General features: G+C 75.1%; 24 protein-coding genes, 1 tRNA gene and 1 pseudogene. 18 read left to right on the top strand and 8 right to left on the bottom strand.

Translation table 11 applies throughout. The features are described from left to right. Window positions 1-46 precede the first annotated feature (46 nt). The 4 genes and pseudogenes from KUM42_RS17125 to holA all read left to right on the top strand — a co-directional run bounded on the left by KUM42_RS17125 (window position 47) and on the right by holA (window position 5381). Window positions 47-910, top strand: a complete 864-nt coding sequence (locus KUM42_RS17125; RefSeq protein WP_237493732.1) for a DegV family protein — start codon at window positions 47-49, stop codon at window positions 908-910. Window positions 911-1044: 134 nt separating this feature from the next. Next, window positions 1045-1920 carry a ComEA family DNA-binding protein gene (locus KUM42_RS17130; protein WP_237493733.1) on the top strand — a complete coding sequence of 292 codons (876 nt, stop codon included), beginning with the start codon at window positions 1045-1047 and terminating at the stop codon, window positions 1918-1920. 733 nt (window positions 1921-2653) lie between these two features. After that, window positions 2654-4018 (top strand): annotated as a pseudogene (locus tag KUM42_RS17135) (ComEC/Rec2 family competence protein); the annotation flags it as partial. Window positions 4019-4376: 358 nt separating this feature from the next. Beyond that, the gene (gene holA, locus KUM42_RS17140) at window positions 4377-5381 is read left to right on the top strand and encodes a DNA polymerase III subunit delta (RefSeq protein WP_237493734.1); all 1005 of its coding nucleotides are present in this window, start codon (window positions 4377-4379) and stop codon (window positions 5379-5381) included. A 347-nt stretch (window positions 5382-5728) separates the two neighbouring features. On the opposite strand, the gene rpsT is transcribed toward holA, so the two are convergent. Further along, a complete protein-coding gene (gene rpsT / locus KUM42_RS17145; RefSeq protein WP_237493735.1) occupies window positions 5729-5989 on the bottom strand; it encodes a 30S ribosomal protein S20 in 261 nt (86 codons plus the stop codon). Window positions 5990-6123: 134 nt separating this feature from the next. Further along, the gene (locus tag KUM42_RS17150; RefSeq protein ID WP_237493736.1) at window positions 6124-7089 is read right to left on the bottom strand and encodes a phosphotransferase; all 966 of its coding nucleotides are present in this window, start codon (window positions 7087-7089) and stop codon (window positions 6124-6126) included. 76 nt (window positions 7090-7165) lie between these two features. Between KUM42_RS17150 and lepA the strand changes: the two genes are divergently transcribed. Together lepA and KUM42_RS17160 are read left to right on the top strand one after the other, a co-directional pair. Beyond that, window positions 7166-8995 carry a translation elongation factor 4 gene (gene lepA / locus KUM42_RS17155; RefSeq protein WP_237493737.1) on the top strand — a complete coding sequence of 610 codons (1830 nt, stop codon included), beginning with the start codon at window positions 7166-7168 and terminating at the stop codon, window positions 8993-8995. Beyond that, a complete protein-coding gene (locus KUM42_RS17160; RefSeq protein ID WP_237493738.1) occupies window positions 8992-9645 on the top strand; it encodes an MOSC domain-containing protein in 654 nt (217 codons plus the stop codon). Before lepA ends, KUM42_RS17160 begins: the two co-directional genes overlap by 4 nt. Before the next feature lies 1 nt (window position 9646). Here the strand turns inward: KUM42_RS17160 and KUM42_RS17165 are convergent, their stop codons facing one another. The 3 genes from KUM42_RS17165 to selD all read right to left on the bottom strand — a co-directional run bounded on the left by KUM42_RS17165 (window position 9647) and on the right by selD (window position 12428). After that, window positions 9647-10612, bottom strand: coding sequence for a zinc-binding dehydrogenase (locus KUM42_RS17165; protein WP_237493739.1), 966 nt, complete (start codon window positions 10610-10612; stop codon window positions 9647-9649). A 68-nt stretch (window positions 10613-10680) separates the two neighbouring features. Further along, window positions 10681-11259: a hypothetical protein gene (locus tag KUM42_RS17170; protein ID WP_237493740.1), complete on the bottom strand. Its 579-nt coding sequence runs from the start codon at window positions 11257-11259 to the stop codon at window positions 10681-10683. 167 nt (window positions 11260-11426) lie between these two features. Then, window positions 11427-12428 (bottom strand): selenide, water dikinase SelD, encoded by a 1002-nt coding sequence (selD, locus tag KUM42_RS17175; RefSeq protein WP_237493741.1) that lies wholly within the window; start codon window positions 12426-12428, stop codon window positions 11427-11429. Window positions 12429-12597: 169 nt separating this feature from the next. Here selD and KUM42_RS17180 point away from each other — a divergent pair, with 169 nt between their 5' ends. From KUM42_RS17180 to KUM42_RS17205, 6 genes are all read left to right on the top strand, one after another. Next, window positions 12598-12846: a carboxymuconolactone decarboxylase family protein gene (locus KUM42_RS17180; protein ID WP_237493742.1), complete on the top strand. Its 249-nt coding sequence runs from the start codon at window positions 12598-12600 to the stop codon at window positions 12844-12846. A 51-nt stretch (window positions 12847-12897) separates the two neighbouring features. Then, window positions 12898-13203, top strand: a complete 306-nt coding sequence (locus KUM42_RS17185) for a hypothetical protein (protein WP_237493743.1) — start codon at window positions 12898-12900, stop codon at window positions 13201-13203. Window positions 13204-13258: 55 nt separating this feature from the next. Beyond that, a tRNA-OTHER gene (locus KUM42_RS17190) sits at window positions 13259-13354 on the top strand. Between the two features lie 60 nt (window positions 13355-13414). Beyond that, complete coding sequence (selA, locus tag KUM42_RS17195; RefSeq protein WP_237493744.1) at window positions 13415-14725, top strand: L-seryl-tRNA(Sec) selenium transferase; 1311 nt, start codon at window positions 13415-13417, stop codon at window positions 14723-14725. After that, complete coding sequence (gene selB, locus KUM42_RS17200) at window positions 14716-16461, top strand: selenocysteine-specific translation elongation factor (protein WP_237493745.1); 1746 nt, start codon at window positions 14716-14718, stop codon at window positions 16459-16461. The genes selA and selB overlap by 10 nt, the downstream gene beginning before the upstream one ends. Window positions 16462-16509: 48 nt before the next feature. Continuing rightward, entirely contained in the window at window positions 16510-16884 is a 375-nt protein-coding gene (locus KUM42_RS17205; protein ID WP_237493746.1) for a PH domain-containing protein, read from the top strand. 7 nt (window positions 16885-16891) lie between these two features. On the opposite strand, the gene KUM42_RS17210 is transcribed toward KUM42_RS17205, so the two are convergent. Next, window positions 16892-17041, bottom strand: coding sequence for a hypothetical protein (locus KUM42_RS17210; protein ID WP_237493747.1), 150 nt, complete (start codon window positions 17039-17041; stop codon window positions 16892-16894). Window positions 17042-17206: 165 nt separating this feature from the next. Between KUM42_RS17210 and hemW the strand changes: the two genes are divergently transcribed. Continuing rightward, entirely contained in the window at window positions 17207-18439 is a 1233-nt protein-coding gene (gene hemW / locus KUM42_RS17215; RefSeq protein ID WP_237493748.1) for a radical SAM family heme chaperone HemW, read from the top strand. 87 nt (window positions 18440-18526) lie between these two features. Here the strand turns inward: hemW and recQ are convergent, their stop codons facing one another. Beyond that, window positions 18527-20371 carry a DNA helicase RecQ gene (gene recQ / locus KUM42_RS17220; protein ID WP_237493749.1) on the bottom strand — a complete coding sequence of 615 codons (1845 nt, stop codon included), beginning with the start codon at window positions 20369-20371 and terminating at the stop codon, window positions 18527-18529. Between the two features lie 104 nt (window positions 20372-20475). On the opposite strand from recQ, the gene KUM42_RS17225 reads away from it, so the two are divergent. From KUM42_RS17225 to KUM42_RS17240, 4 genes are read left to right on the top strand one after another with little or no spacing between them, the layout of a single operon-like run. Next, the gene (locus KUM42_RS17225; RefSeq protein WP_237493750.1) at window positions 20476-21378 is read left to right on the top strand and encodes an ATP-binding cassette domain-containing protein; all 903 of its coding nucleotides are present in this window, start codon (window positions 20476-20478) and stop codon (window positions 21376-21378) included. Then, entirely contained in the window at window positions 21375-22115 is a 741-nt protein-coding gene (locus KUM42_RS17230; RefSeq protein ID WP_237493751.1) for an ABC transporter permease, read from the top strand. Before KUM42_RS17225 ends, KUM42_RS17230 begins: the two co-directional genes overlap by 4 nt. A 3-nt stretch (window positions 22116-22118) precedes the next feature. Beyond that, on the top strand, window positions 22119-23246 hold the full coding sequence (locus KUM42_RS17235) for a sensor histidine kinase (protein ID WP_237493752.1): 1128 nt from the start codon (window positions 22119-22121) through the stop codon (window positions 23244-23246). A gap of 37 nt (window positions 23247-23283) precedes the next feature. After that, on the top strand, window positions 23284-23892 hold the full coding sequence (locus KUM42_RS17240; RefSeq protein ID WP_237493753.1) for a DNA-binding response regulator: 609 nt from the start codon (window positions 23284-23286) through the stop codon (window positions 23890-23892). 125 nt (window positions 23893-24017) lie between these two features. Here the strand turns inward: KUM42_RS17240 and KUM42_RS17245 are convergent, their stop codons facing one another. Beyond that, the gene (locus KUM42_RS17245; RefSeq protein WP_237496693.1) at window positions 24018-24353 is read right to left on the bottom strand and encodes a type II toxin-antitoxin system VapB family antitoxin; all 336 of its coding nucleotides are present in this window, start codon (window positions 24351-24353) and stop codon (window positions 24018-24020) included. Between the two features lie 237 nt (window positions 24354-24590). On the opposite strand from KUM42_RS17245, the gene hrcA reads away from it, so the two are divergent. Next, window positions 24591-25613 (top strand): heat-inducible transcriptional repressor HrcA, encoded by a 1023-nt coding sequence (gene hrcA, locus KUM42_RS17250; protein ID WP_237493754.1) that lies wholly within the window; start codon window positions 24591-24593, stop codon window positions 25611-25613. The last annotated feature ends 9 nt before the right edge of the window (window positions 25614-25622 follow it).

Here is a 25622-nt window from a genome sequence, read left to right on the forward strand (position 1 = left end):
CGGCTCCTCCCGGCACGGCCGGAGGCTCCGCGGCTAGCCTCGCGCCATGTCCGTCGCCGTGGTCACCGACTCGACGGCCTACCTCCCGTCCGACCTCGTCGCCCGGTACGGCATCGAGGTCGTGCCGCTCTACGTCGTGCTGGCCGGCAGGTCGGGTCGCGAGGGCAGCGACGTGACGTCGGCGGAGGTGGCCCGCGCGCTCGGGGCCCGCGGTGGGCAGGTCACCACCTCCCGGCCCACGCCGGGTGACTTCGTGGCCGTCTACCGCCGGCTGCTGGACGGCGGCGCCGACCGGCTGGTGTCGGTGCACCTGTCCGGTGAGCTGTCGGGCACCTGGGACGCCGCCCGGGTCGCCGCCTCGCAGGTCGGGGAGCACCTGGTCACGGTGCTGGACTCCCGCTCGGCGGCCATGGGCACCGGGTTCGCCGTGCTGGCCGCCGCCCGGGCCGCGGAGCACGGCGGGTCGGCCGAGGAGGTCGCCGCGCTCGCCCGGGAGGCCGCCGCCGACACCCGCACGTTCTTCGTCGTCGACACTCTCGAGCACCTGCGCCGGGGTGGGCGGATCGGCTCGGCCGCCGCCCTGCTGGGCAGCGCGCTGGCGATGAAGCCGGTGCTGCACGTGACCGACGGGCAGGTGGTCGCCCTGGAGAAGGTGCGCACCTCGACCCGGGCGCTCAACCGGCTCGTCCAGCGGGCCGCCGAAGTGGCCGGTGAGCGCCCGGTGGCCGTGGCGGTGCACCACCTGGCCGCCCCCGAGCGCGCGCAGAAGCTGGCCGACCAGCTGTCGGCCCAACTGCCACGGGTGACCGAGCTGTTCGTCAGCGAGCTGGGTGCTGCGGTGGGCGCCCACGTGGGGCCGGGTGCGGTCGGCGTCGTCGTCGCCCCGGCCACCGGCACGCAACAGGGCTGAGGTCGTAGGGGGCACGCCGCCCACCGTGTCGGCGCGGGCGCCGGTCCGGGCACCGCCGTCCACAGCGGCGGGGTCCGTCCACAACCTCCGCCGCGGGCCGTCCGCCGTCCCGCCGCGCTCCTAGCGTCCCTGCGGTGCGCCCCTCCGCCCGTCGCAGCGACGACTCCGACGTCATCCGCGCCCGGTTGCGCGCACTGCTCGCCGAGGGGCAGGCGCGCGGTGGCTGGGTGCCTGAGGAGGAGCCCGAGCCCGACGAGTGGGACGACGACGCCGCGGTGACCGCTGCGCGCCCGGAGCCCGAGGCGGACCTGGCACTGCCGGGCGGGCTGGGGCGGCACCGGTCGCCCGGCCGCACCGCCCGGCTGGACCCGGGCCGGCGGGGCTCCTGGGCGCTGTGGGTCGCGGCGGTGGTCGCCGGGGCGGCGATGGTCGGCTGGACCTGGCTGGGCCGCCCGGCGGTCGAGCCGGTGCCCGCAGCGGTGTCGACGGCTGCCCAGCCGGACAGCCGCTCCAGCGACCCGGCACCCGCAGAGCCGACGGCCGCCCCGCCGACGGCGACCCTGCCGCCGGCCGGCACGGTCGTGGTGTCCGTCGTCGGCATGGTCGCCGTCCCCGGGCTGGTGACCCTGCCGGCCGGGTCCCGCGTCGCCGACGCGCTCGACGCCGCCGGTGGGCTGCTGCCCGAGGCCGACCCCGCGTCGGTCAACGCCGCGGCGGTGCTCTCCGACGGCCAGCAGATCGCCATCGGTGTCCCCGGTGCGGTCGCACCCGGGGTCGACGCCGCGGCCGGGGACCCGGCCACCGCTGCGGGCGGGGGCGGGCTGCTCGACCTCAACGCCGCGACCGCCGGCGACCTCGACGCGCTGCCGGGGATCGGACCGGTCCTGGCCCAGCGCATCGTCGACCACCGCACCGCGCACGGTCCGTTCACCTCCGTCGACCAGCTCGACGACGTCAGCGGCATCGGCCCGGCGATCTTCGCCGCGCTGGCCGAGCGCGTGCGGGTCTGACGTGCCCCCACCCCGGGCCGCGGTGCGCCGCGGGCGCACCCAGCAGCCCTGGGCGTGGCTGGACCTGCGGCTGGTGCCGGCCGCCGGGACGGTCTGGCTGCTGACGCTGGTGGCCCCGCACGCGCCGGTGCGGCTGCTGCTGACCACGGCCGCGGTGGGGGCACTGGGCGGCGCGGCGGTGCTGGCCGGCACCCGGCGGGCGAGCACCGTGCGGCGGGCCGCGGTCGCCTCCGTCCTGCTGGGCTGCCTCGCCGCGGTCACGCTCACCGGCGCCGCCGCAGCGGTCCGCGGGCACGCCCGGGCGGTCTCCCCGCTGACCGCGGCGGCCGAGCAGCAGGCCACCGTCCCGGTCGTGCTCGAGCTGGACGACGACCCGCGGCTGCTGGCCGGCGCCGGAGTGCCCCGGGTGCTGGTGCGGGCCGGCGTCAGCGAGGTGGGCGGGCGACCCCTGGGCGGTGACCCGGTGCTGCTGTTCGGGCCTGCCGAGGACTGGGCCGGCCTGCTCCCCGGGCAGACGGTGCGGCTGCGCGCCGCCGTGCGGCCCGCCGAGCCCGGGGACGACGTGTGGGCGGTGCTGTCGGCGCGGACACCGCCGGAGCCCGTCGGTGGCCCGGGGCCCGTGCAGCGCGCCGCCGGTGCCCTCCGCAGCGGCCTCGCCGACTCCGCGGCCCGCACTCTGCCCGCCCGGCCGGCCGGGCTGCTCCCGGGTCTGGTCGTGGGTGACACCACGGCGATGGACCCGGCACTCGCCGCCGAGTTCCGGCGGGCCGGGCTGGCGCACCTGACGGCGGTCTCCGGCGCGAACGTGGCGATCGTGGTGGCGCTGGTCCTGGTGCCGCTGCGGGCCCGCGGCAGCGACCGGCGGCTGCAGGCCGCGGTGGCGGCGCTGGCGATCGTCGGGTTCGTGGTGCTGGCCCGACCGGGTGCGAGCGTGCTGCGGGCCGCGGCGATGGGCGCGGTGGGGGTGCTGGCCCTGGCGTCGGGGCGCTCCCGGGCCGCGGTGCCGGCGCTCGCCGCGACGGTGCTGGTGCTGCTGCTGGTCCGGCCGGCGCTGGCGACCGACGGGGGCTTCGCGCTCTCGGTGGCCGCCACCGCGGCGATCGTGGTCCTGGCACCGGGCTGGTCCCGGTCGCTGCGCCGGCGCGGGGTGTGGCGGCCGGTCGCCGACGCGCTGGCGGTGAGCGCCGCGGCCGGGCTGGTGACCGCTCCGCTGGTGGCGGCGCTGTCCGGCGCGGTCAGCCTGGTCTCGCTGCCGGCCAACCTGCTGGCCGCACCGGCGGTCGCCCCGGCGACCGTGCTGGGGCTGCTGGCCGCGGTGGTCTCACCCGTCCTCCCCGGTGCCGCCGACGGCCTCACCTGGCTAGCCGGCTGGCCCGTGCGCTGGCTGGTGCTGGTCGCCGAGCGGGCCGCAGACGTGCCCGACGGTGCCACCGGCTGGCCGGCCGGGACGCGCGGAGCGGTGCTGCTGGCCCTCCTGCTCGCCGTCGGCGCCGGGGTGCTGGTGCGGTGGCCGCGGCTGCGGCCGCTCACCCTGGCGGCGCTGCTCGGTCTGGTGCTCGTCGGCTGGCCCCTGCGGCAGGTGACCCGCGGCTGGCCGCCACCGGACCCGGCGGTCGTCGCCTGCGACGTCGGGCAGGGCGACGCCCTCGTGCTGCCCACCGCCCCCGGTGAGGCCGTCCTGGTCGACGCCGGACCCGACGAGGCACTGGTCGACGGCTGCCTGGACCGGCTGGGCGTGCGCCGGCTGCCGCTGGTCGTGCTCTCCCACCTGGACGCCGACCACGTGACCGGCCTGCCCGGCGCGCTGTCCGGCCGCGAGGTGGGCGAGGTGGTGACCGGCACCCTGGCGCCCACCGACGACCGTGCGCCGGCGGTCGCGGCGGTGATCGCGCAGGCGGGCGGCCGGCAGAGCGTGCTGGTGCCGGGAGACCGCCGGACGGTCGGCACCGCGGAGCTCGAGGCGCTGGCCCCCGATCCCGCCCGGGCGACCCCCGGCGCCGACCCGAACGACCTGAGCCTGGTCGTGCGGGTCACCCAGCGGGGGCTGCGGGTGCTGTTCACCGGCGACCTCAGCGCACAGGCCGAGGGGCGGGTCCGCGCCGGAGGCGCCGACCTGACCGCCGACGTGCTCAAGGTGCCGCACCACGGCAGCGCCGACGCCGACCCGGCCTTCCTGGCCGCCACCGGTGCTGCGGTCGCGCTGGTGTCCGTGGGCGCCGACAACACCTACGGCCACCCGGCCGACCGGCTGATGGACTGGCTCGCGGCCGACGGCATGCGCACCTACCGCACCGACCGGGACGGCGACGTCGCCGTGGTCGGCCGGGCGGGGGAGTGGGGGGTGGCGGTCCGGGGTCCCGACACCGTGCTGCGGGCGACGGCGTCCGCGCCGGCTCCCGCGCCGGGGGTGGCCCGGACGGCCCGGTCCGGTCGGTACCGCGTGGCAGCATGGGGCCGTGGCAGCAGCAGCACCCCCGGCGCCGACGTCCCGCCTGCGCGTCGTGGTCGGCGAGGAGGAACTGCTCCGCGCGCGGGCGGTCAGCGCCGTGCGCGTCGCGGTGCGCGAGGCCCACCCCGACAGCGAGGAGCACGAGCTCGCCGCTGCCGGTCTGTCACTCGGGCAGCTGACCGACGCGCTGGCACCGTCGCTGTTCGGCGGGCACCGGCTCGTGGTGGTCACCGGCGTGCACGAGGCGGCCGCGGCGCTGGCCGACACCCTGGTCAGCTACACCACCGACCCCGACCCCGAGCTGACGCTGGTGCTGGTCCACCACGGCGGCAAGCGGAACGAGGCCCTGGTCAAGGCGTTCAAGTCCGCCGGCGCCGCCATCGACGAGTGCCCGAAGATCAGCTCCGCGGGGGAGCGGATCGCCTTCGTGCGCAACGAGGTCCGGCACGCCGGCGGCAGGATCAGCCCGGACGCCGTCACCGCGCTGCTGGAGGCGGTGGGCAACGACCTCCGCGGGCTGTCGGCCGCCGCCAGCCAGCTGGTGTCGGACTTCGGCGGGTCGATCGACGCCGACGCGGTCGCCAAGTTCCACCGCGGGCAGGCCGAGGTCACCGGCTTCACCGTCGCCGAGCGGGTGCTGGTGGGCGACACGGCGGGCTCGGTGGAGATGCTGCGCTGGGCGCTCGACCGCGGGGTGGCGCACGTGCTCATCGCCGACGCGCTGGCCGACGGTGTCCGCACCGCCGCCCGGGTCGCCTCGCTGAACACGACCAACATCGGCGAGCTGGCCCGCCAGCTCAAGCTCCCGCCGTGGAAGGTGAAGAAGGCCCAGTCGCAGGCCCGCGGCTGGACGATCGACGCGCTGCAGCAGGCCATCGGGGTCGCCGCGTCGCTCAACGCCGACGTCAAGGGCGCAGCGGCCAGTGCCGACTACGCGCTCGAGCGGGCGATCCGTCAGCTGGTGGCGATCCGGGCGGCCGGCGCCGGCGAGCGGGCCCGCTCCTTCCGCTGAGCGACCGGCCGGCAGCCCACCGGCCGCTCGGTCCGCCGACCTCGCGAGGGGTGGACCGGGTGGACGGTCACGCTCGTACCGGCTCCCGGTGTGCGTCGAGACCGATCACGCGGACCTGGCGAGCGGTGGACCGGGCGGACGGTCACGCTGGTACTGGCTCCCGGCGTGCGTCGAGAACCGACCAGCCGACTCCGCGGTGAGTGGACGGGCCGGACGGTCACGCTGGTACCGGCCGCCAAGGTGCGTCGAGGACGGACACCGGGCCCGGAACGGCGACGAGCCCCTCTCCCGGCGGGGAGAGGGGCTCGTCGGCCGAGCGCGACCGGCAGGCGGTCGCGCTCGGGAGGTCAGAGGCTGGCGACCTTCTTGGCCAGCGCCGACTTGCGGTTCGCAGCCTGGTTCTTGTGGATGATGCCCTTGCTGGCGGCCTTGTCCAGGGCCTTGCTGGCGATCTGGAGCGCGGTGAGGGCCGCGTCCTTGTCGCCGGCGTCGGCGGCGGTGCGGAAACGGCGCACCTGGGTCTTCAGCGAGGACTTGACCGCGACGTTGCGCTTGCGCGCGATCTCGTTGGTCTTGATCCGCTTGATCTGGGACTTGATGTTCGCCACGCGTGAGCCTCGAATGTCTGCTGGGAGTCTGGGTCAGTGCTGGTGCTGAGTCGCGCGTCCACGGCGCAACGAAGCGCACAGCGGACCGGCCTCACAAGATACCAGCACGGCGTCGCGGACCCAACAGTCGCAGGTCAGGCCAGCCCGGCCGCCGTCCGCTGCACGACCCAGGCCAGCGCCACGTCGTGGAACCGCCGTTGGAAGGCCCGCAGCGTGGGCAGTCCCGGTGGGGCCGGTCGGCGCATGGTCACCGCCCACATCCCGACGAGCACCAGCAGCAGGTCGGTGACGTCCGCCGGGTCCGCAGCGGTCACCGCCGGCACGCCGGCCAGCAGCGCAGCCGGGTCGAGGCCGCCGTGCACGGCCATGTCCAGCGCCAGCAGCACGGGGTCGACCCAGGCCGGGCCGCGGGCCGCCCACGCCCAGTCCAGCAGCACGACCTCGCCGGCGGGGGTGAGCAGCAGGTTGTCCGCGCGCAGGTCGAGGTGCACCAGGCTGTCGCCGGTCAGGGCGCCGCGGGAGGCCAGGCGGTCAGGGAGGGTGGCCAGCTCCGCCAGGCGCTCGGTCTCCCACGGGTCGAGGTCGGCCGGGGGTGCTGCGTGCAGCAGCGGCCAGGCGGTGAGCTCCCGGGTCATCCGGTCGATCAGCGACGGCAGCCCCGGCGCCGGGCAGGGGGTCGCCGCGACGCCGAACGCGGCCACGCCGGCGAGCACCCGGGTCGCCGTCCCCGCCGTCCAGGGCAGCTCCGGGTTGGCGCCCTCGATGACGTCGAAGAGCAGGGCCACCCACTCGTCGTCCCCGTCGCGGACCTCCAGGTGCGCGCGCAGCCGCGGCACCGGCAGCCCGGCGGGCAGCGCGGCGGAGATCTGTGCCTCGCTGCGCAGCAGGTCCGGGGTGTCCGGGTTCAGCGGCGTCCCGACGGCCTTGACGAACGCGCGCGAGCCGTCCGCGCAGGTGACGACCGTGGCCGGGCCGGGGGAGAAGCCACCGGTGCGCGGGGAGACGGCCACCACCGGCGACCCGAGCGCGGCGTCGACCGCCGTCCGCAGACCGGCCGGGAGCCGGTCGTAGGGGAGGCGGGGACTGCCGGGGAGGACCACCGGGCCACGGTGGGCCACGGCGCCTCGGTGGGCAATCGCTTTACCGGGTGCGAGTCCGTGGGACGATGGGCGCACTGTGACGACTCCTGCCAGCACCGATCCCGCCCGGATCCGGAACTTCTGCATCATCGCCCACATCGACCACGGCAAGTCGACGCTGGCCGACCGGATGCTCGAGGTGACCGGCATCGTCGAGGGGCGCCAGATGCGCGCCCAGTACCTCGACCGGATGGACATCGAACGCGAGCGCGGCATCACCATCAAGTCGCAGAACGTGCGGCTGCCCTGGAGCGTCGGCGGCGAGGAGTTCGTCCTCGACATGATCGACACCCCCGGGCACGTCGACTTCACCTACGAGGTGTCCCGCTCGCTGGCCGCCTGCGAGGGCGCCGTGCTGCTGGTCGACGCCGCGCAGGGCATCGAGGCCCAGACGCTGGCGAACCTGTACCTGGCGCTCGAGAACAACCTGACGATCATCCCGGTGCTCAACAAGATCGACCTGCCGGCCGCACAGCCGGAGAAGTTCGCCGCGGAGATCGCCAACATCATCGGCTGCGAGCCCGGCGACGTCCTGCGGGTCAGCGGCAAGACCGGCGTCGGCGTCCCGGAGCTGCTGGACCAGATCGTGGCCAAGATCCCGGCCCCGGTGGGCGACGCCGACGGCCCGGCGCGGGCGATGATCTTCGACTCGGTCTACGACATCTACCGCGGCGTCATCACTTACGTCCGGGTCATGGACGGCCGGATCAGCGGCCGCGACCGGATCAAGATGATGTCCACCGGCGCGAACCACGAGCTGCTGGAGATCGGCGTCATCTCCCCGGAGCCCAAGCCGGTCGAGGGGCTCGGGGTCGGCGAGGTCGGCTACTTCATCACCGGCGTGAAGGACGTCCGCCAGTCCCGCGTCGGTGACACCGTGACGCTGCAGCACAAGCCGGCCACCGAGCCGATCGGCGGCTACAGCGACCCCAAGCCGATGGTCTACTCCGGCCTCTACCCGATCGACGGCAGCGAGTACCAGCTGCTGCGCGAGGCGCTGGACAAGCTGCTGCTCAACGACGCCGCGCTGGTCTACGAGCCGGAGACCTCCGCCGCCCTGGGCTTCGGCTTCCGCGTGGGCTTCCTGGGCCTGCTGCACCTGGAGATCGTCCGGGAGCGGCTGGAGCGCGAGGCCGGGCTGAGCCTGATCTCCACCGCGCCCAACGTCGTCTACCGGGTGGTGATGGAGGACAAGAGCGAGGTCGTCGTCACCAACCCCAGCGACTGGCCGCACGGCAAGATGGAGGCCGTCTACGAGCCGGTCGTGAACGCCACGATCATCGCCCCCAGCGACTACACCGGCGCGATCATGGAGCTCTGCCAGGGCCGCCGCGGCGCGCTGACCGGGATGGACTACCTGTCCGAGACCCGGGTCGAGCTGCGCTACACGCTGCCCCTGGGCGAGATCATCTTCGACTTCTTCGACGCACTGAAGTCCCGCACCCGCGGCTACGCGAGCCTGGACTACCAGGAGGCTGGCGAGCAGGTGTCCGACCTGGTGAAGGTGGACATCCTGCTGCAGGGCGAGGCCGTCGACGCGTTCTCCGCGATCGTGCACAAGGACAAGGCCTACAGCTACGGCGTGCTGATGGCCGGCAAGCTCCGCGAGCTCATCCCGCGCCAGCAGTTCGAGGTGCCGATCCAGGCCGCCGTCGGCGCCCGGGTGATCGCCCGCGAGACCGTCCGCGCGATCCGCAAGGACGTGCTGGCCAAGTGCTACGGCGGTGACATCACCCGCAAGCGCAAGCTGCTGGAGAAGCAGAAGGAGGGCAAGAAGCGGATGAAGATGGTCGGCCGCGTCGAGGTCCCCCAGGAGGCCTTCGTGGCCGCGCTCTCCACCAACGAGTCGACGGCGTCCAAGAAGTGACCGGGCGGCTGGAGGCGGTCTGCGTCTCGGGGAGCGACCTCCTGCCGCTGCCGGACAAGCGCCCGAACCGCTCCGGCATCGACAAGCACCCGGTCACCGGACGGGTCGCCGTCCACCCGCTGGGCCTGGACGGCGACGTGCAGGTCAACAAGAAGCACCACGGCGGCGAGGGCCAGGCGGTCTACGCCTACGCCCAGGCCGACGCCGACTTCTGGGCGGGCGAGCTCGGCCGCGAGCTGCCGCCCGGCCGCTTCGGGGAGAACCTGCGCACGTCCGGGATCGACCTGAACGCCGCCGTCTTCGGCGAGCGCTGGCAGGTCGGGACCGCGCTGCTCGAGGTCACCGCCTGGCGTACCCCCTGCGCCAACTTCGCCCGCTTCTGGGACGTGCCGGACCTGGTCAAGCGCTTCGCCGCGCACGGGGCGACCGGCGTGTACCTGCGGGTGCTGGAGACCGGCGAGCTCGGTGCCGGGGACGCCGTCGAGGTCGTCTCCCGACCCGACCACGGGATCACCGTGGCCACCGGCTTCCGGATCGTGATGACCCAGCGCGCGCGGCTGCCCGAGCTGGAGCCGGCGCTGCCGTTCATGCCGCTCAAGGACCAGCCGGTGCTCGCCGCCAAGATCGAGCGGCAGCGCGCCCGGGCGTAGCTCAGACCGAGAAGACGATCTTCCCGGCGGTCCGCCCCTCCAGCATGTGCGCGAACCCCTCGCGCGCCTCGGTGAGCGCCAGCTCGACGCCGATCTCCGGCCGCACGCCGGTGACCTCGAGCATCCGCATCAGCTGCGCCAGCTCCTCGCGGGTGCCCATCGTCGAGCCGACCACCGACAGCTGGGTGAAGAAGACCCGGTTGAGCTCCGCGCTCGGGTCGAAGCCGGTGGTGGCCCCGCACGTGACGACGACGCCGCCCGGCTTCAGCGACCGGATGCTGTGCGCCCAGGTGGCCTTCCCGACGCTCTCCATCACGCCGTCCACCCGCTCGGGCAGCCGGGCGCCGGGCTCGAAGGCCTGTTCCGCACCCAGCGCGAGTGCCGCCGCCCGCTTCTCCTCGGTGCGTCCGGTCACCCACATCCGGTAGCCGGCGGCCGTCCCCAGCTGCACGAGCGCGGTGGCCACCCCGCCGCTGGCGCCCTGCACCAGCACGGTCTGCCCCGGCCGCAGCCCGGACCGGACGAAGAGCATCCGGTAGGCCGTCAGCCACGCCGTCGGCAGGCAGGCGGCCTCGGCGAACGACAGCGCCGCCGGCTTGGGGACGACGTTGCGCGCCGGGACGACGACCTGCTCGGCCAGCGTCCCCTGGTACCGCTCGGACAGCAGCGAGCGCTTCGGGTCCAGCGTCTCGTCACCGGTCCACCCCGGGCTGCTGATCACCGCGTGGACGACGACCTCGTTGCCGTCGGCGTCGGTGCCCGCGGCGTCGCAGCCCAGGGTCATCGGCATCCGCTCGGCCGGCAGCCCGACCCCGCGCAGGCTGAACAGGTCGTGGTGGTTCAGCGCTGCGGCCCGCACCGTGACCGTCGTCCAGCCCTCGGGCGCCTCCGGCTCGGGGCGCTCACCGACCTCCAGCACCGAGAGCGGGTCGTCCGGGGACGGGGTGGAGACGAAGGCAGCGAGCACGAGCGGACGTTAGTCGAGCGCCGTCGCCGTTGCGACCCAGGTCACCCTCGTCCTTTCGCGGGGTCGGCTCAACAGGTCCGCCGCTCCTGGCGGATGTCGGCGTCGTCCGCTGCGTTCAGGGTCAGCGTCGCCGACCCGACGCCCGGGACGACGGCGAGCATGCCGCCGGTCACCCGGGCCGGGCGGACCTGGAGGGTGATGGTGCACCCCTCCTCGTCCGCCCAGGAGTGCTCGACGACCTCGCCCTGCCCGGTCCACCGCAGGTGCACGGCGGCGTACCCGCGGACCGTGCCCTCCGGCGAGCCGCACTCGTAGCGCAGCCGGCCGGTGGCCCGTGCGGACTCCAGGCCGTCCACCCGGGCCGGGACGGAGTCCTCGGTGAGGCACTCGTAGCCGCCGATGAACACCTCGCCGCGGGCGAACGCCGGCACACCGGCCGGGGCGTAGGCCGAGAACATGCTCTCCACGCCGCCTCCGCCGGTCCTGTTCTCCCCGTACAGCAGGGCGTTGGCGTAGCCGATCGTGCCCTCGGTCGTCCCGGTCCCGGGGGCCGTGCCGGCGGGCGACGCCGCCGCCGTCCCCGTCCCGACCAGGAGCAGCGCGGCTGTGGAGCTGCCGCAGAGCCAGGTTCGTGTCCTCGTCCGCATGACCTGTCCTCCCGACGGGCCGGTCGATCAGCCGGTCGCCTCGTGCGGCCGCGGGCCCACGGGGAGGATGGCAGCGCAGGAGCTCTGCGCGCAGCGTCGTCCGACGTGCCAGGGAGCGGCACCCCGGCGCGTCGCCGCCGACATGCCGACCGGCGGACGCCGGGCCGTCAGCGGACGACGACGGCGAACTCCTGCTGGGCGACGAACTCACCGATCACCGGGGCGCCGGGGACCTCGCCGCCCAGGAGCAGGCCGCCGGAGGTCTGGGCGTCGGCCAGCAGCAGTGCCTCGTCGTCGGACACGTGCGACAGGTCGGTGTGCGGGCGCACCCAGTCCAGGTTGCGGCGGGTGCCACCGGAGACCCAGCCGTCGGCCACGGCCTGCCGGGCACCGGCCAGGTACGGGACGGCGGCGGCGTCGACCACTGCGGTCACCCCGCTGGCCCGGGCCATCTTGTAGAGGTGCCCGAGCAGGCCGAAGCCGGTGACGTCGGTGCCCGCACGGATGCCGGCGGCGACGGCGGCGACCGAGGCCTCGGCGTTGAGTGCGCCCATCGACGCGATCGCCTCGGCCGAGGGCTCGCCGGTGTTCTTCATCCGGTTGTTGAGCACGCCCACGCCCAGCGGCTTGGTCAGCGACAGCGGGGTGCCGGCCACCGCGGCGTCGTTGCGGATCAGCTTCTCGATGTCGACCAGCCCGGTCACGGCCATGCCGTACGTGGGCTCGGGGGAGTCGATGGAGTGCCCGCCGCCCACGTGGCAGCCGGCCTCGTGGGCGACCTCCAGACCACCGCGCAGCACCTCGGCGATGAGCTCGACGGGCAGCACGTCGCGCGGCCAGCCCAGCAGGTTCACCGCCACGACGGGGGTGCCGCCCATGGCGTAGACGTCGGACAGCGCGTTGGCCGCGGCGATCCGACCGAAGGCGTAGGCGTCGTCGACGACCGGGGTGAAGAAGTCGGTGGTGAGGACCAGGCCCTGCCCGCCCGCGATGCGCACCACCGCGGCGTCGTCCCCGTCGTCCAGGCCGACGACCAGCTCGGCCGAGGGGTCGCGCGGACCGGTGTGGGTGAGACCGGCGACGACCGCCTCGAGCTCACCGGGCGGGATCTTGCAGGCGCAGCCTCCGCCGTGGGCGAACTGGGTCAGACGGACAGCGGTCGCGGTCATGACCCGAATCTAGGCCGCCTCCGCGCGCCCCGGCACGCGGGCGGGCGACCTCACCGCAGCGGCGGGACGGCGGTGCGCAGAACGGAACGCGAAGTCCACGGGAGGAGCGAACAGCGGTGACGGGAGGCGCGGAACGTCCGGGTCCCACCCACCTCCCGAGAGGACGGCCATGGCCCGCGTCCCGCTCATCAACGCCACCGATCCCGGTGTCGACCCGACCGCGGCGGCGATCCTGACCGCCGCCGCCGAGCAGCCCAGCGGTGTGCTCAACGTGCACCGCGCACTGGCGAACCACCCGCAGATCATGGAGCGCTTCTTCGGCCTGGCCGAGGTCGCCTACTTCGACAACTCGATCGGCCCGGCCCGCAGCGAGCTCGCCTACCTCACGGCGGCGATGCAGAACGACTGCCACTACTAGACCCCCACTCACGTGGTGCTCGGTCGGAGCGCCGGATTGAGTGACGAGCAGATGGCCCACCTCCTCGACGACCCCCTCCCGGAGGGCCTGTACGCCCCGGACGAGGCCGCGATCATCCGGTTCAGTCGCCTGTCGACGAAGATGGAGCCGATCGACAACCGGACCTGGGCCGACCTGACGGCCCACTTCGACACCCGGGCGATCATGGAGATCGTCTTCATCGTCGGGATGGACCAGGTCATCAGCCGGATGCACGCCGCGCTGCGCACGGACCTGGACGGGGTGACCAGCGACGAGATCGGCGACACCTGCGCCGTGCCGATGCCGCAGCTGGCGCCGGAGGGGTCGATGAGCTGAGCCCGCGCCGGTCCCGGCCGGGCAGCCGGCCGGGACCGGCCCTAGGCTCACCGATGGAGGCGTCAGGGTGTCTGGTGGCCCCCGCGGCCTCTAAAGCCGACGTGATCGAGCATCTCGGTCAGGCGGGTTCGATTCCCGTCCGCCTCCGCCAGCCTGCTGCGGAGCCGGCCCCGCGGCCGGCTCCGCGCCGGCGACCTAGGCTGGTCCGGACATGACCGGAGACCCCCGCCGCGCCGTACCCCGCACCGACGCCGTGCTGGCCGAGCCGCCGGTCGCCGCCGCCGTCGAGCGGCTGGGCCGCGAGCTGGTCAAGGCCCTCGTGCAGACCGCGCAGCAGCAGGTCCGCGCCGGTGAGCTCACCCCGGACGGCGTCGTCCCGGCCGTGCTCGCCGCCCTGCCCGGCACCGCCGGCAGCCTGTCGCCGGTGCTCAACGCGACCGGCGTGCTGGTGCACACCAACCTCGGTCGCGCCCCCTGGTCGGCCGCCGCCGTCGAGGCGGTCGTCGCGGCCAGCGGCACCACCGACGTCGAGCTCGACCTGGGCACCGGGCGCCGCGGGCCTCGCGGCGAGGGCGCGCTGGGCGCGCTGCTGGAGGCGGTCCCGGCCGCCGAGGCCGCGCTCGTGGTCAACAACTGCGCGGCCGCCCTCGCCCTGGTCGCCACCGCGCTGGGCGGGGAACTGGTCATCGCCCGCGGCGAGCTGGTCGAGATCGGCGACGGGTTCCGCATCCCCGACCTGCTGGTGTCCACCGGTGCCCGGCTGCACGAGGTCGGGACGACGAACCGCGCCTCGGTCGCCGACTACACCGCGGCCCTGGGCCCGGACACCGGCGCGGTGCTCAAGGTGCACCCGTCGAACTTCGTCGTCCGCGGCTTCACCCGCTCGGTCGAGGTCGCCGAGCTGGCCCCGGCGCTGGCCGGCACGGGTGTCCCGCTGGTCGCCGACGTGGGCAGCGGGCTGCTGCGCCCGCACCCGCTGCTGCCCGACGAGCCCGACCTGCAGACGACGCTGGCCGCCGGCGCGGACCTGGTGATGTGCAGCGGGGACAAGCTGCTCGGCGGGCCACAGGCCGGCATCGTGCTCGGCCGCGCCGACCTGGTGCAGCGGCTGCGCTGGCACCCGCTCTACCGGGCACTGCGGGTGGACAAGACGACGCTCGCCGCCCTCGAGGCCACGCTGCGCGGCCCGGTCCCGCCGGTGCGCCAGATGCTGGACGCCGACCCGGCGCAGCTGCACGCCCGGGCCACCGCGGTCGCCGAGGCGCTGCGGGCCGGCGGGGTGGAGGCGGTCGCGGTCGAGGCCACGGCCCGGGTCGGCGGAGGAGGGGCGCCGGAGTTCGAGCTGCCCAGCGCCGCCGTCGCCCTCGACGTCCGGTTCGCCGAGCCGCTGCGGGCGGCCACCCCGCCGGTGGTCGGCTACCTGGAGAGCGGCCGCACCCTGCTCGACGTGCGCAGCCTGCAGCCCGCCCAGGACGCCGAGCTCACCCGCGTCGTGCTGGAGGTGGCGGCCGCGTGGACGTGATCGCCACCGCCGGGCACGTCGACCACGGCAAGTCGACGCTGGTCCGCGCGCTCACCGGCATGGAGCCCGACCGGTGGGAGGAGGAGCGCCGTCGCGGCCTCACCATCGACCTCGGTTTCGCCTGGACGACGCTTGCCTCCGGCCGCCGCCTGGCCGTGGTCGACGTCCCCGGGCACGAGCGCTTCGTGGGCAACATGCTCGCCGGCGTCGGTTCGGTGCCGGCCGCCCTCGTCGTGGTCGCCGCCGACGACGGCTGGTCGGCGCAGACCGCCGAGCACGTCGCGGTGCTGGACGCCCTCGGGGTGCGGCACGGGCTGCTCGCGGTCACCAAGTCCGACCTCGCCGACCCCGCGCCCGTGCTCGCCGACGCCGGCGAGCGGCTGGCCGGGACGTCGCTGGGCCGGCTGTCCGCGGTCGCGGTCAGCGCCCGCACCGGTGCCGGACTGCCGGAGCTGTCGGCGCTGCTGGAGCAGGTGCTCGCCGACCTGCCCGCCCCGGACCGGGCCGCGCCGGTGCGGCTGTGGGTCGACCGCGCGTTCACCATCCGGGGCGCCGGCACCGTCGTCACCGGCACGCTGGCCGCCGGGACCGTGGCCGCCGGTGACCGGCTGGACCTCGGCGGGGAGCTCGTGACCGTCCGCGGCCTGCAGTCCCTCGGCGAGCCGGTCGAGTCGGCGGCCGCGACCGCCCGGGTGGCGCTCAACCTGCGCGGCATCGCCGTCGAGCAGCTGTCCCGGGGCGACGCGCTGCTGACCCCGGACGCCTTCCGCCGCACCACCGACCTCGACGTCTCCCTGGTCACGCCGGTGGAGGACAGGCTGCCGGCCGAGCTGGTCGTGCACATCGGCTCGGCGACGGTGGCCGCCCGCGTCCGCCCGCTGGACGGCAGCGCCCTGCGGCTGCGGCTGACCGAGCCCCTGCCGCTGCGGGTCGGCGACCGGCTGCTGCTGCGCGACCCCGGCGCCCGCCGCGCGTTCGGTGCCGACGTGCGGGACGTCGACCCGCCCGAGCTGCGCCGCCGTGGTGCCGCCGCCAGCCGTGCGGCCGAGCTGGCCGAGCAGCCGACCGGTGAGGCCGGGGCGCTGGCGGACCTGGCGCGGCGGCGGTTCGTGCGCCGCGCGGACTTCGTCGCGATGGGCTGGCCGGTGCCTGCCGGGGTGCCCGCGGTCGGGCCGTGGCTGGTCGCGCCCGCGCTGGCGGACGAGCTGGCCGCGCGGGTGCCGCAGGTGGTCGCCCGCTACCGGCAGCTGCGCCCGCTGGAGCCCGGCCCGCCGGTGGCCGTGCTGCGCTCGGCGCTGGAGCTTCCCGACGTCGAGCTGGTGCCGGCGTTCGTGCGCCCGCCGTTGTCGCTGCGTGACGGCCGGGTGGTCGCCGAGTCAGCCGCCCTGCCGCCGGAGGTGCAGCGCGCGGTCGACGGCATCCGCGCCCGGCTGGCCGAGTCGCCGTTCGCCGCACCCGAGGCCGGTGACCTGGTGGCCGCCGGGCTCGGCGCGCGCGAGCTCGCCGCAGCCGTGCGGGACGAACAGCTGGTGCGGATCAGCGACGGCATCTACCTGGCGCCGGGTGTCGCCGAGGTGGCCCGGGTCCGGCTGGCCGCGCTGCCGCAGCCGTTCACGCTGAGCCAGGCCAGGCAGGCCTGGGGCACCAGCCGCCGCGTTGCCGTCCCGCTGGCCGAGTGGCTCGACGCCCGCGGCGTCACCGTGCGCCAGCCGGACAACACCCGCCGCCTGCGCTGACCGGCGTGGGAGCGCCGTTCCGGACGATGCCGTCCCTACGGTGACGCGGTGATCGACTTCGCGAACGGCTCCGTGTTCAAGCTCAGCCCCTGCAAGCCCGACGAGATCGCGCCGGCCGTCGCACCGCTGCTCGTGCACGGCGAGCAGTTCGTCGCGACCTTCAAGGCGGTGCGCGACTTCGTCGTCTTCACCGACAAGCGGCTCATCGCGGTCAACGTGCAGGGCATCACCGGCAAGAAGCGGGACTTCACCTCCCTGCCCTACAGCAAGGTCCAGGCGTTCTCGATCGAGACCGCGGGCACCTTCGACCTCGACGCCGAGCTGGACCTGTGGTTCAGCGGGCTGGGCAAGGTCCGGCTGGAGTTCAAGGGCAGTGCCGACATCCGCCAGCTCGGCCAGATGATCGCCACCTACGTGCTCTGAGCCCCGGTCAGCCGCCGAGGTAGGGCGGCTGCCAGGCGGGCGCCGGCTCCTGCTCGGGCTCGACCGGGCGGACGTCCGCGGTCTCCACGACGTCCTCGGGCTGCACCCGCTCGGGGAGCTGCCGGTACTGCGCCCGCGGGTCCTCCGGTTCGGTCATGCGGTCAGCGTGGAGCGCCGGCCGGCGGGCGGCAAGGGGTTCGCCGACGCTCGTGCTCTGCTCACCAGGGGGGAGCAGAGCACGAGCGTCTGGAGATCACCGTTGCCGAGGTCACCCGCCCACGACGTCGTGAGGTTGCCGGGGGCGGTCACACTGGGAGCAGCGATGACCACCACCCTGCCGCTCCTCGGCGCGACCCCCGCCCTGCCGGCCGACCCCTCGATGCTCCCGGCATCGGCGCGCGCGGGCCTGCAGACGACGCCCTTCGGCCTCTACGTGCACGTGCCGTTCTGCGCGACCCGCTGCGGCTACTGCGACTTCAACACCTACACCTCCGACGAGCTGGGCCCCGGCGCCAACCGCAGCGAGTACGCCGGGACGGCGATCGCCGAGCTGCGGCTGGCCGCGCAGGTGCTGGGCCCGGACCTCCCCGCCGTGCAGACGGTGTTCGTCGGCGGCGGCACGCCCACGCTGCTGCCGGCGCACGACCTGGTCGCGGTGATGGACGCCGTCCGCGAGCTGTTCCCGGTCGCCCCCGACGTCGAGATGACCACCGAGGCCAACCCCGAGTCGGTGACGCCGGAGTCGCTGGCCACCCTGCGCGCCGGTGGCTTCACCCGGATCAGCCTGGGCATGCAGTCCGCCGCCGAGCACGTGCTCGCCGTGCTGGACCGCCGGCACACCCCCGGCCGCGCCGTGCAGGCTGCGCACGAGGCGCGGGCGGCCGGGTTCGAGCACGTCAACCTCGACCTGATCTACGGGGCACCGGGGGAGTCCGACGCCGACTGGCAGGCCTCGATCGACGCCGTGCTGGCCGCACCCGTCGACCACGTCAGCGCCTACGCCCTCATCGTCGAGCACGGCACCCGGCTGGCCCGCCGGGTGGCGAAGGGCGAGCTGCCCATGCCCGACGACGACGTGCTGGCCGACCGCTACGAGATGGCCGACCGGGCGTTCGGCGGTGCGGGGCTGGGCTGGTACGAGGTGTCCAACTGGGCCCGCGACCGCGCCGCCCGGTGCCGGCACAACGAGCTGTACTGGGCCAACGCGAACTGGTGGGGGATCGGCCCCGGCGCGCACTCCCACGTCGGCGGGTTGCGCTGGTGGAACGTGAAGCACCCCGCCGCCTACGCCGACCGGATCGCCGCCGGCCTGCACCCGGCCGCCGACACCGAGCTGCTCAGCGCCGACGACCGGGCGCTGGAGCGGGTGATGCTCGGCCTGCGGCTGCGCGACGGACTGCCGCTGACCGCGCTGTCGCCGGCCGGGCGGGCGCGGGCAGCTGAGAGCGTCGTCCGCGGGCTGTTGGAGGCCGGGCCGCACGAGGCCGGTCTCGCCGTCCTCACCGACCGCGGCCGGCTGCTCGCCGACGCCGTGGTCCGCGACCTCACGGACTGAGGAAGGGCCCGACTGCCCCCACCACTCGCGAGCTCGTGGCGGGACCCTGCAGTCAGGCCGGGAAGCGTGCCGTGGGTGCGGAGGAGCTCAGGCGTGCAGGGCGGCGAGGAGGGACTCGCCGTAGCGCTCCAGCTTGGCCGCGCCGACACCGCTGACGGTGCCCAGCGCCGCCAGCGTCGTCGGTTCCTCGGTGGCGATCTGGCGCAGCGTCGCGTCGTGGAAGACGACGTAGGCCGGCACGCCCTGCTCCTTGGCCGTCGCCCCGCGCCAGGCCCGCAGCCGCTCGAAGGCGCCGGCGGCCGCGGCGGGCAGCTCGGGGGCGGCGGTGGCCCGGTCCTTCCGCGCCGACCGGCCCGAGCGCGCCGGGCGGTCGGGGTCGCGGCGCATCAGCACGGTCTGCTCCCGGCGCAGCACCGGCCCGCTGGCCTCGCTGAGCGCCAGGGTGGCGTACTCGCCCTGCACCGCGAGCAGCCCCTGCGCCAGCAGCTGGCGGGCGACACCGCGCCACTGGCCCTCGCTGAGGTCGGTACCGATGCCGAAGGTGGTCAGCTCGTCGTGCGAGTGCTGGGTGACCTTCTCGGTGCGCTTGCCCAGCAGGATGTCGATCGACTGGCCTGCCCCGAACGACTGCCCACGTTCGCGCTGCAGCCGCAGCACGGTCGACAGCAGCTTCTGCGCCGGCACGGTGGCGTCCCAGGACTCTGGCGGGGTCAGGCAGGTGTCGCAGTTGCCGCAGGGGGTGGCTTCCTGCCCGAAGTGGGCCAGCAGCCGCACCCGGCGGCACTCGACGGTCTCGCAGAGCGCCAGCATCGCGTCCAGCTGTGCCGACAGCACCCGGCGGTGCGCGGCGTCGCCGTCCGAGGTCTGGATCATCTTGCGCTGCTGCACGACGTCGGCCAGGCCGTAGGCCAGCCACGCGGTGGCCGGCTGCCCGTCGCGGCCGGCGCGGCCGGTCTCCTGGTAGTAGCCCTCGACCGACTTGGGCAGGTCCAGGTGGGCGACGAAGCGGACGTCGGGCTTGTCGATGCCCATGCCGAACGCGACCGTCGCCACCATCACCAGGCCGTCCTCGCGCAGGAAGCGGGACTGGTTCTGCGCGCGCACCTGCTGCTCGAGCCCTGCGTGGTACGGCAGCGCGGGGATGCCCTCGCGCACCAGCAGGTCTGCGGTCTTCTCCACCGACGCCCGGGACAGGCAGTAGACGATGCCGGCGTCGCCGGGGTGCTCGGTGCGCAGCAGGTCCAGCAGCTGCTTGTTCGGCGAGTCCTTCGGCGCGATCCGGTACTGGATGTTGGGCCGGTCGAAGCCGGCGACCACGTGCAGGGCGTCGTCGAGCTGCAGCCGAGTGCTGATCTCGGCGTGCGTGGCCGGGGTGGCGGTGGCGGTCAGCGCGATCCGGGGGACGTCGGGCCAGCGCTCGTGCAGCATCGACAGCGCCAGGTAGTCGGGCCGGAAGTCGTGGCCCCACTGGGCGACGCAGTGCGCTTCGTCGATGGCGAACAGCGCGATCTTCCCGCGCTCCAGCAGCCGCGCGGTCGGTGAGGACCCACCGCCCAGGGACTCCGGGGCCACGTAGAGCAGGTCGAGCTCCTGCGCCAAGAAAGCCTGCTCGACGGCCCGGCGCTCGTCGCGGTCCTGGCTGGAGTTGAGGAACCCGGCGCGCACGCCCAGCGCCTGCAGCGCGTCGACCTGGTCCTGCATCAGCGCGATCAGCGGGGAGACGACCACCCCCACGCCCTCGCGCAGCAGGGACGGCACCTGGTAGCACAGCGACTTGCCGCCACCGGTGGGCATGAGCACCAGCGCGTCACCGCCGGCCACGACGTGGTCGACCACCTCGCGCTGCGGCCCACGGAAGGCGTCGTAGCCGAACACCCGCTCCAGCACCTCGAGCGCGGGGTCGGTCGGCACGGGGGCCTCGATGACGTCCACACGGCGAGGGTAAGCGGGTCGGGCGCCCCCGTCTGACATCCGTCAGACGCTGTGGACGACGTCCGGCACTCCCGCCGGCCCCGGTGGGGCGACAGGCTGGACGCATGCCCGACACCCCGGCCCTCGACGTCGAGGGGCTCACCGTCCGCTACGGCACCACGCTCGCCGTCGACGGCGTCGACCTGCGCATCCCGGCCGGTGAGACCGTCGCCCTGCTGGGCTCCAACGGCGCCGGGAAGTCCTCCATCGTCAACGCCGCGCTCGGGCTGTTCCGCCCGGCCGCCGGGGCGGTCCGGCTGCTGGGCCGGTCCCCGGCCGAGGCGATCGCCTCCGGTGGGGTCGGCGCGATGCTGCAGCACGGCGGCCTGCCCAGCGAGACCCGGGTCGGGGAGGTGCTGGCCCTGGTCCGCCGCCGCTACGCCGACCCGTGGCCGGCCGAGGACCTGGTCGCCACCGCCGGCATCGACGGGCTGCTCGGCCGCCGGGTCGACGCGCTGTCCGGCGGCCAGCGGCAGCGGGTGCTGCTCGCCCTGGCACTGGCCGGCGCTCCACCACTGCTGCTGCTCGACGAGCCCACCTCGGCGATGGACGTCGAGGGGCGGCAGGCGTTCTGGTCGACGATGCGCACGCTGGCCGGGCGCGGGCACACCGTCGTCTTCGCCACCCACCACCTCGACGAGGCCGACGCGGTCGCCGACCGGGTGGTCGTCGTCGGCGGGGGCCGGGTGCTCGCCGACGGGACGGCGTCCTCGATCAAGTCGCGCATCGCCGGGCGCACCGTGCGCTTCCGCTGCCCCGGCCCCCGGGACGGGCTCGCCGCGCTCCCCGGTGTCAGCACCGTCGGCGGGGACGGCGACCTCGTGGAGCTGGCCACCGGCGACGTCGAGGCGACGCTGCGCGCCCTGCTCGGCAGCCGCGCCGTGCTGCCCGAGCTGGAGGTCCGCGGCGCCACCCTCGAGCAGGCCTTCCTGTCCCTCACCACCGCACCGGACGGAGCTCCCCGATGACCGACCTGCTGCTCTTCCAGCTCCGCCGGGTGGGGCGCAACAAGCAGTACCTGTTCTTCACCGTGCTGCTGCCGGCGCTGTTCACGGTCTTCTTCACCAAGATCTTCGGGGCACAGACCGCGACCGCCGACTACCAGGACCTCGCCGGGGCCACGATGATCTCGATGATGGGCTACGGGGCGATCGGCGCGGCGCTGGGCGCCACCATCCGGATGGCCTTCGACCGCTCGTCGGGGTGGCTGCGACAGCTGCGCGTGCTGCCGGTGCCCCCGGCGGCCACCCTCGCCGTCGACGTGGTGGTGGGCGCGGTGCTCGTGCTCCCGAGCCTGGTGGTCGTGGCGCTGGTGGGCCGGTTCGTCAACGACGTCCAGTTCGGCCTGGGCACCTGGCTGGCGCTCATCGGTGCGCTGTGGGCCGCCTCGATCGTGTTCGTGGCGCTCGGGGTGGCGGTCGGGCTGGCGCTGGACGCCCAGGCCGCCGGCGCCGCCATCGGCATCCTGGGCACGGTGCTCGCCGCGCTCGGTGGGCTGTGGATCCCGGTCGAGGTGTTCCCTGCGGGCATGGTCGGCCTGGCGCACGCGATGCCCTCCTACTGGTACGCCGAGCTCGGCCGGGACGTCGCCGACGGCGCCGCCTCGCTCACGCCGGTGCTGGCGCTGGCCGGCTTCGGCGTGGTCTTCGCCGCGCTCGCCGTGGTCGTGGCACGCCGCCGTCCGCTGCACGCCGTGGCGGGCTGAACCGTGGCCGCCGGTGGTGCCGTCGACAGGTCGAGCTGGTGGGGGCAGGCGGTCTGGGCGCTGCCGTGGCTGCTGTTCCAGTGGTTCCCGGTCGCCGACCTGGTGACCACCGACCGGCCCGTGCCCGCCCGCTGGGCCGGCGCGCTCGGGCTGGTCGCCTTCACGGCCGTCTACCTGCGGGTGATGGGGCGGCTGGGCCGGCCGCGGGCCTGGCGGCCGGACTTCGTGGCGATGGTCGCGCTCGCCGCCGTCCTGGCCGTGGGCTTCGGCGCCAACTGGTCGGGCCTGATGATCTACGTCTCCGCAGCCTCGGCCGCCGCCCTGCCGTGGCGCTGGGTGTGGCCGACCGTGGTCGCCGCCGCCCTGCTGTGTCTGGCGGTCATCGTGACCGACGACGAGCCGGGGCTGCTGTTCCTGCCGCCCATCTGCCTGCTCACCGCCTTCGGCATCCGCGGCACCGGCTACCTGCTCACGGTCAACGCCGAGCTGCGGGAGGCCCGTGAGGAGCTGGCCCGGCACGCCGTCGCCGAGGAGCGGCAGCGCTTCGCCCGCGACCTGCACGACCTGCTCGGCCACTCGCTGTCGCTGATCGCGCTCAAGAGCGAGCTGGCCCGCCGGCTGGCCCCGGTCGACCCGGTCCGGGCGGCCACCGAGATGGCCGACGTCGAGGACGCCGCCCGCCAGGCGCTGGCCGAGGTGCGCGAGGCGGTCAGCGGCTACCGGCAGGTGACCTGCGGACAGGCGCTGGCCGAGGCCCGGGCGGCGCTGACCGGTGCGGGCATCACGGTGCGGCTGCCCGACCGGGTGCCGGTGCTCCCCGGCAGCGCCGACGTGGCGCTGGGCTGGGTGGTGCGCGAGGCCACCACCAACGTGCTGCGGCACAGCGGGGCGCAGCAGGTCACCGTCGAGCTGACCGAGGACGCCGACCGGGCGCTGCTCACCGTCACCGACGACGGTCACGGGGGAGCCCCGCGGGTGACCGTCCTCGGGACGTCGTCCGGTTCGGGGCTGGCCGGGCTGCGGGAGCGGGTCGGTGCGCTCGGCGGGGAGCTGACGGCCGGCCCGGTGGACGGCGGCGGCTACCGGGTCTGCGCTGCCGTCCCGTGCACGGCTGCGACGGTGGGGGCGTGACCACCGGAGTGCGGCGGGCGTCTGCGACGGTGGACGCGTGACCATCCGGGTGCTCCTGGCCGAGGACCAGACGCTGGTGCGCGGCGCGCTGCGGGCCCTGCTGGAGCTCGAGCCCGACATCGAGGTGGTGGCCGAGGTCGGCCGCGGCGACCTGGTGCTGGCCGCCGCGCTCGAGCACCGGCCCGACGTGGCGCTGCTGGACATCGAGATGCCCGGCCAGGACGGCATCGAGGCCGCGCGCGAGCTGGCCGCCCAGCTGCCCGCCGTGCGCGCCGTCGTCCTCACGACCTTCGGCCGGCCGGGGTTCCTCCGGCGGGCGATGGAGGTCGGGGCGGCCGGGTTCCTGGTGAAGGACTCACCCGTCGCCGAGCTCGCCCGGGCCATCCGCGCGGTGGTGGCCGGCGAGCGGGTGATCGACCGCGAGCTGGCTGCCGCGGCGCTGGCCCTCGGCGCGACACCGCTGTCGGGGCGGGAGGCCGACGTGCTGCGGGCCGCCGCCGACGGCGCGACGGTCGCCGACATCGCCGGACGGCTGTTCCTCAGCGAGGGGACGGTGCGCAACTACCTGTCCGCCGCGATCGGCAAGACCGGTGCGCGCACCCGGGTCGAGGCCGCCCGGGTAGCCGCGGACAAGGGCTGGCTCTGAAGGACCCCCCGACCCCTCGCTCTGCTCGGGACCGGGCCCCTGCGAGACGAAGGACCCTCTCGCCCCCCACCTCTCGCTCCGCTCGCGGCGGGCCCCTGCGAGAGGGCCGGGAGGGCGAGGGGCGGTCAGAGGACGTCGGCGGGGGTGTCCTGGTCGGCGGGCATGAGCGCGTCGAGGTCGAGCACCCGCACGTGGATGACGTTGCGCTGCTGCAGGGCCGCGCGCAGGGCGCGGTGCACGCCGTCCTCGAGGTAGGTCTCGCCGTGCCACTGCACCGCGTGGGGGAACAGGTCGCCGTAGAAGGTCGAGTCGTCGGCCAGCAGCGCGTCCAGGGCGAGCTCGCGCTTGGTCGTGACCAGGGTGTCCAGCCGGATCTGCCGGGGCGGGATCATCGCCCAGTCCTTGGTGGAGAAGCCGTGGTCGGGGTAGGGGCGTCCGTCCCGTACTGCCTTGAAGATCAGGGCCGAGCCTCCCGCTCCCCGGGCCCCTGCTGCTGGAGGCCCGTCGACTTCGAATCACACTAGTGTGATTCTCCCGACCGTCGCCGGGCCCCTCCCGCGGGACCGATCCCACCGCGGCGGCCCCCCGGCGCCCCCGGCCTGCGAGCCGGAGGACGGCGGGGACGGGCCGCCGTATGCTGGCACTCGGACCGCTGGAGTGCCAGAGCGGCCCGTCGACCGGTACGGGAGGTGTCAGCCGTGGCGCACGACGACCGCCGCCTGCGCGTCCTCCGGGCGATCGTCCAGGACTACGTCTCCACCAACGACCCGGTGGGGAGCAAGGCCCTGGCCGCCCGGTACGACCTGGGCGTCTCACCCGCCACCATCCGCAACGACATGGCGGTGCTGGAGGAGGAGGGGTACATCACCCAGCCGCACACCAGTGCCGGCCGGGTGCCCACCGACAAGGGCTACCGCTTCTTCGTCGACCGGCTCAACACGGTCAAGCCGCTGTCGGCCGCCGAGCGCACTGCGATCGAGAAGTTCCTCGACGGCGCCGTGGACCTGCACGACGTCCTGGGCCGCAGTGTCCGGCTGCTCGCCCAGCTCACCCGTCAGGTCGCCGTCGTCCAGTACCCGACGCTGTCGCGCAGCGCCGTCCGGCACCTGGAGCTGGTGCCGCTGTCGACGTCCCGGCTGCTCATGGTGCTCATCACCGACACCGGCCGGGTCGAGCAGCGCGTGGTGGAGGTGCCGGTCGACACCGAGTCCGAGACCGTCGCCGAGCTGCGCACCCTGCTCAACGCCACCTTCACCGGTGCGAAGCTCGCCGAGGCCAGCGACAAGGCCCCGGGCCTGGTCGAGGGCGCCCCGCCGCACCTGCGCCCGCTGGTCGCCGCGGTCAGCGCCACCCTGCTGGAGACCCTCGTCGAGCCCTCGGAGGACCGGCTGGTCATCGGCGGGACGGCGAACCTGGCCCACGGCAGCACCCTGGACTTCCCAGGCACCGTCCGGCCGCTGCTGGAGGCGCTGGAAGAACAGGTGGTGGTCCTGCGGTTGATGGCCGAGGTGGACTCCAGCGCGGTGATCGTGAGCATCGGCGAGGAGAACCAGCACGAGGCGCTGACCGGCGCGTCGTTCGTGTCCGTCGGGTACGGCTCGGGCGAGGAGGCCCTCGGCGGCCTCGGCGTCGTGGGCCCCACCCGGATGGACTACGCAGGGAACATGGCCGCGGTACGAGCCGTGGCCCGCTACGTCGGCCACCTGCTGGCCGAGAGCTGAGGACTGAGA

The sequence above is a fragment of the Modestobacter sp. L9-4 genome (assembly GCF_019112525.1).
Lineage (GTDB): Bacteria > Actinomycetota > Actinomycetes > Mycobacteriales > Geodermatophilaceae > Modestobacter.

What these genes read in the sequence shown, in the direction of transcription:
- KUM42_RS17125 (WP_237493732.1), top strand. Translation starts at nt 47, where the DNA reads ATGTCCGTCGCCGTGGTCACCGACTCGACGGCCTACCTCCCGTCCGAC.
- KUM42_RS17170 (WP_237493740.1), bottom strand. Translation starts at nt 11,259, where the DNA reads ATGCGGACGAGGACACGAACCTGGCTCTGCGGCAGCTCCACAGCCGCG.
- selD (WP_237493741.1), bottom strand. Translation starts at nt 12,428, where the DNA reads ATGACCGCGACCGCTGTCCGTCTGACCCAGTTCGCCCACGGCGGAGGC.
- KUM42_RS17180 (WP_237493742.1), top strand. Translation starts at nt 12,598, where the DNA reads ATGGCCCGCGTCCCGCTCATCAACGCCACCGATCCCGGTGTCGACCCG.
- KUM42_RS17185 (WP_237493743.1), top strand. Translation starts at nt 12,898, where the DNA reads ATGGCCCACCTCCTCGACGACCCCCTCCCGGAGGGCCTGTACGCCCCG.
- selA (WP_237493744.1), top strand. Translation starts at nt 13,415, where the DNA reads ATGACCGGAGACCCCCGCCGCGCCGTACCCCGCACCGACGCCGTGCTG.
- KUM42_RS17210 (WP_237493747.1), bottom strand. Translation starts at nt 17,041, where the DNA reads ATGACCGAACCGGAGGACCCGCGGGCGCAGTACCGGCAGCTCCCCGAG.
- hemW (WP_237493748.1), top strand. Translation starts at nt 17,207, where the DNA reads ATGACCACCACCCTGCCGCTCCTCGGCGCGACCCCCGCCCTGCCGGCC.
- KUM42_RS17225 (WP_237493750.1), top strand. Translation starts at nt 20,476, where the DNA reads ATGCCCGACACCCCGGCCCTCGACGTCGAGGGGCTCACCGTCCGCTAC.
- KUM42_RS17230 (WP_237493751.1), top strand. Translation starts at nt 21,375, where the DNA reads ATGACCGACCTGCTGCTCTTCCAGCTCCGCCGGGTGGGGCGCAACAAG.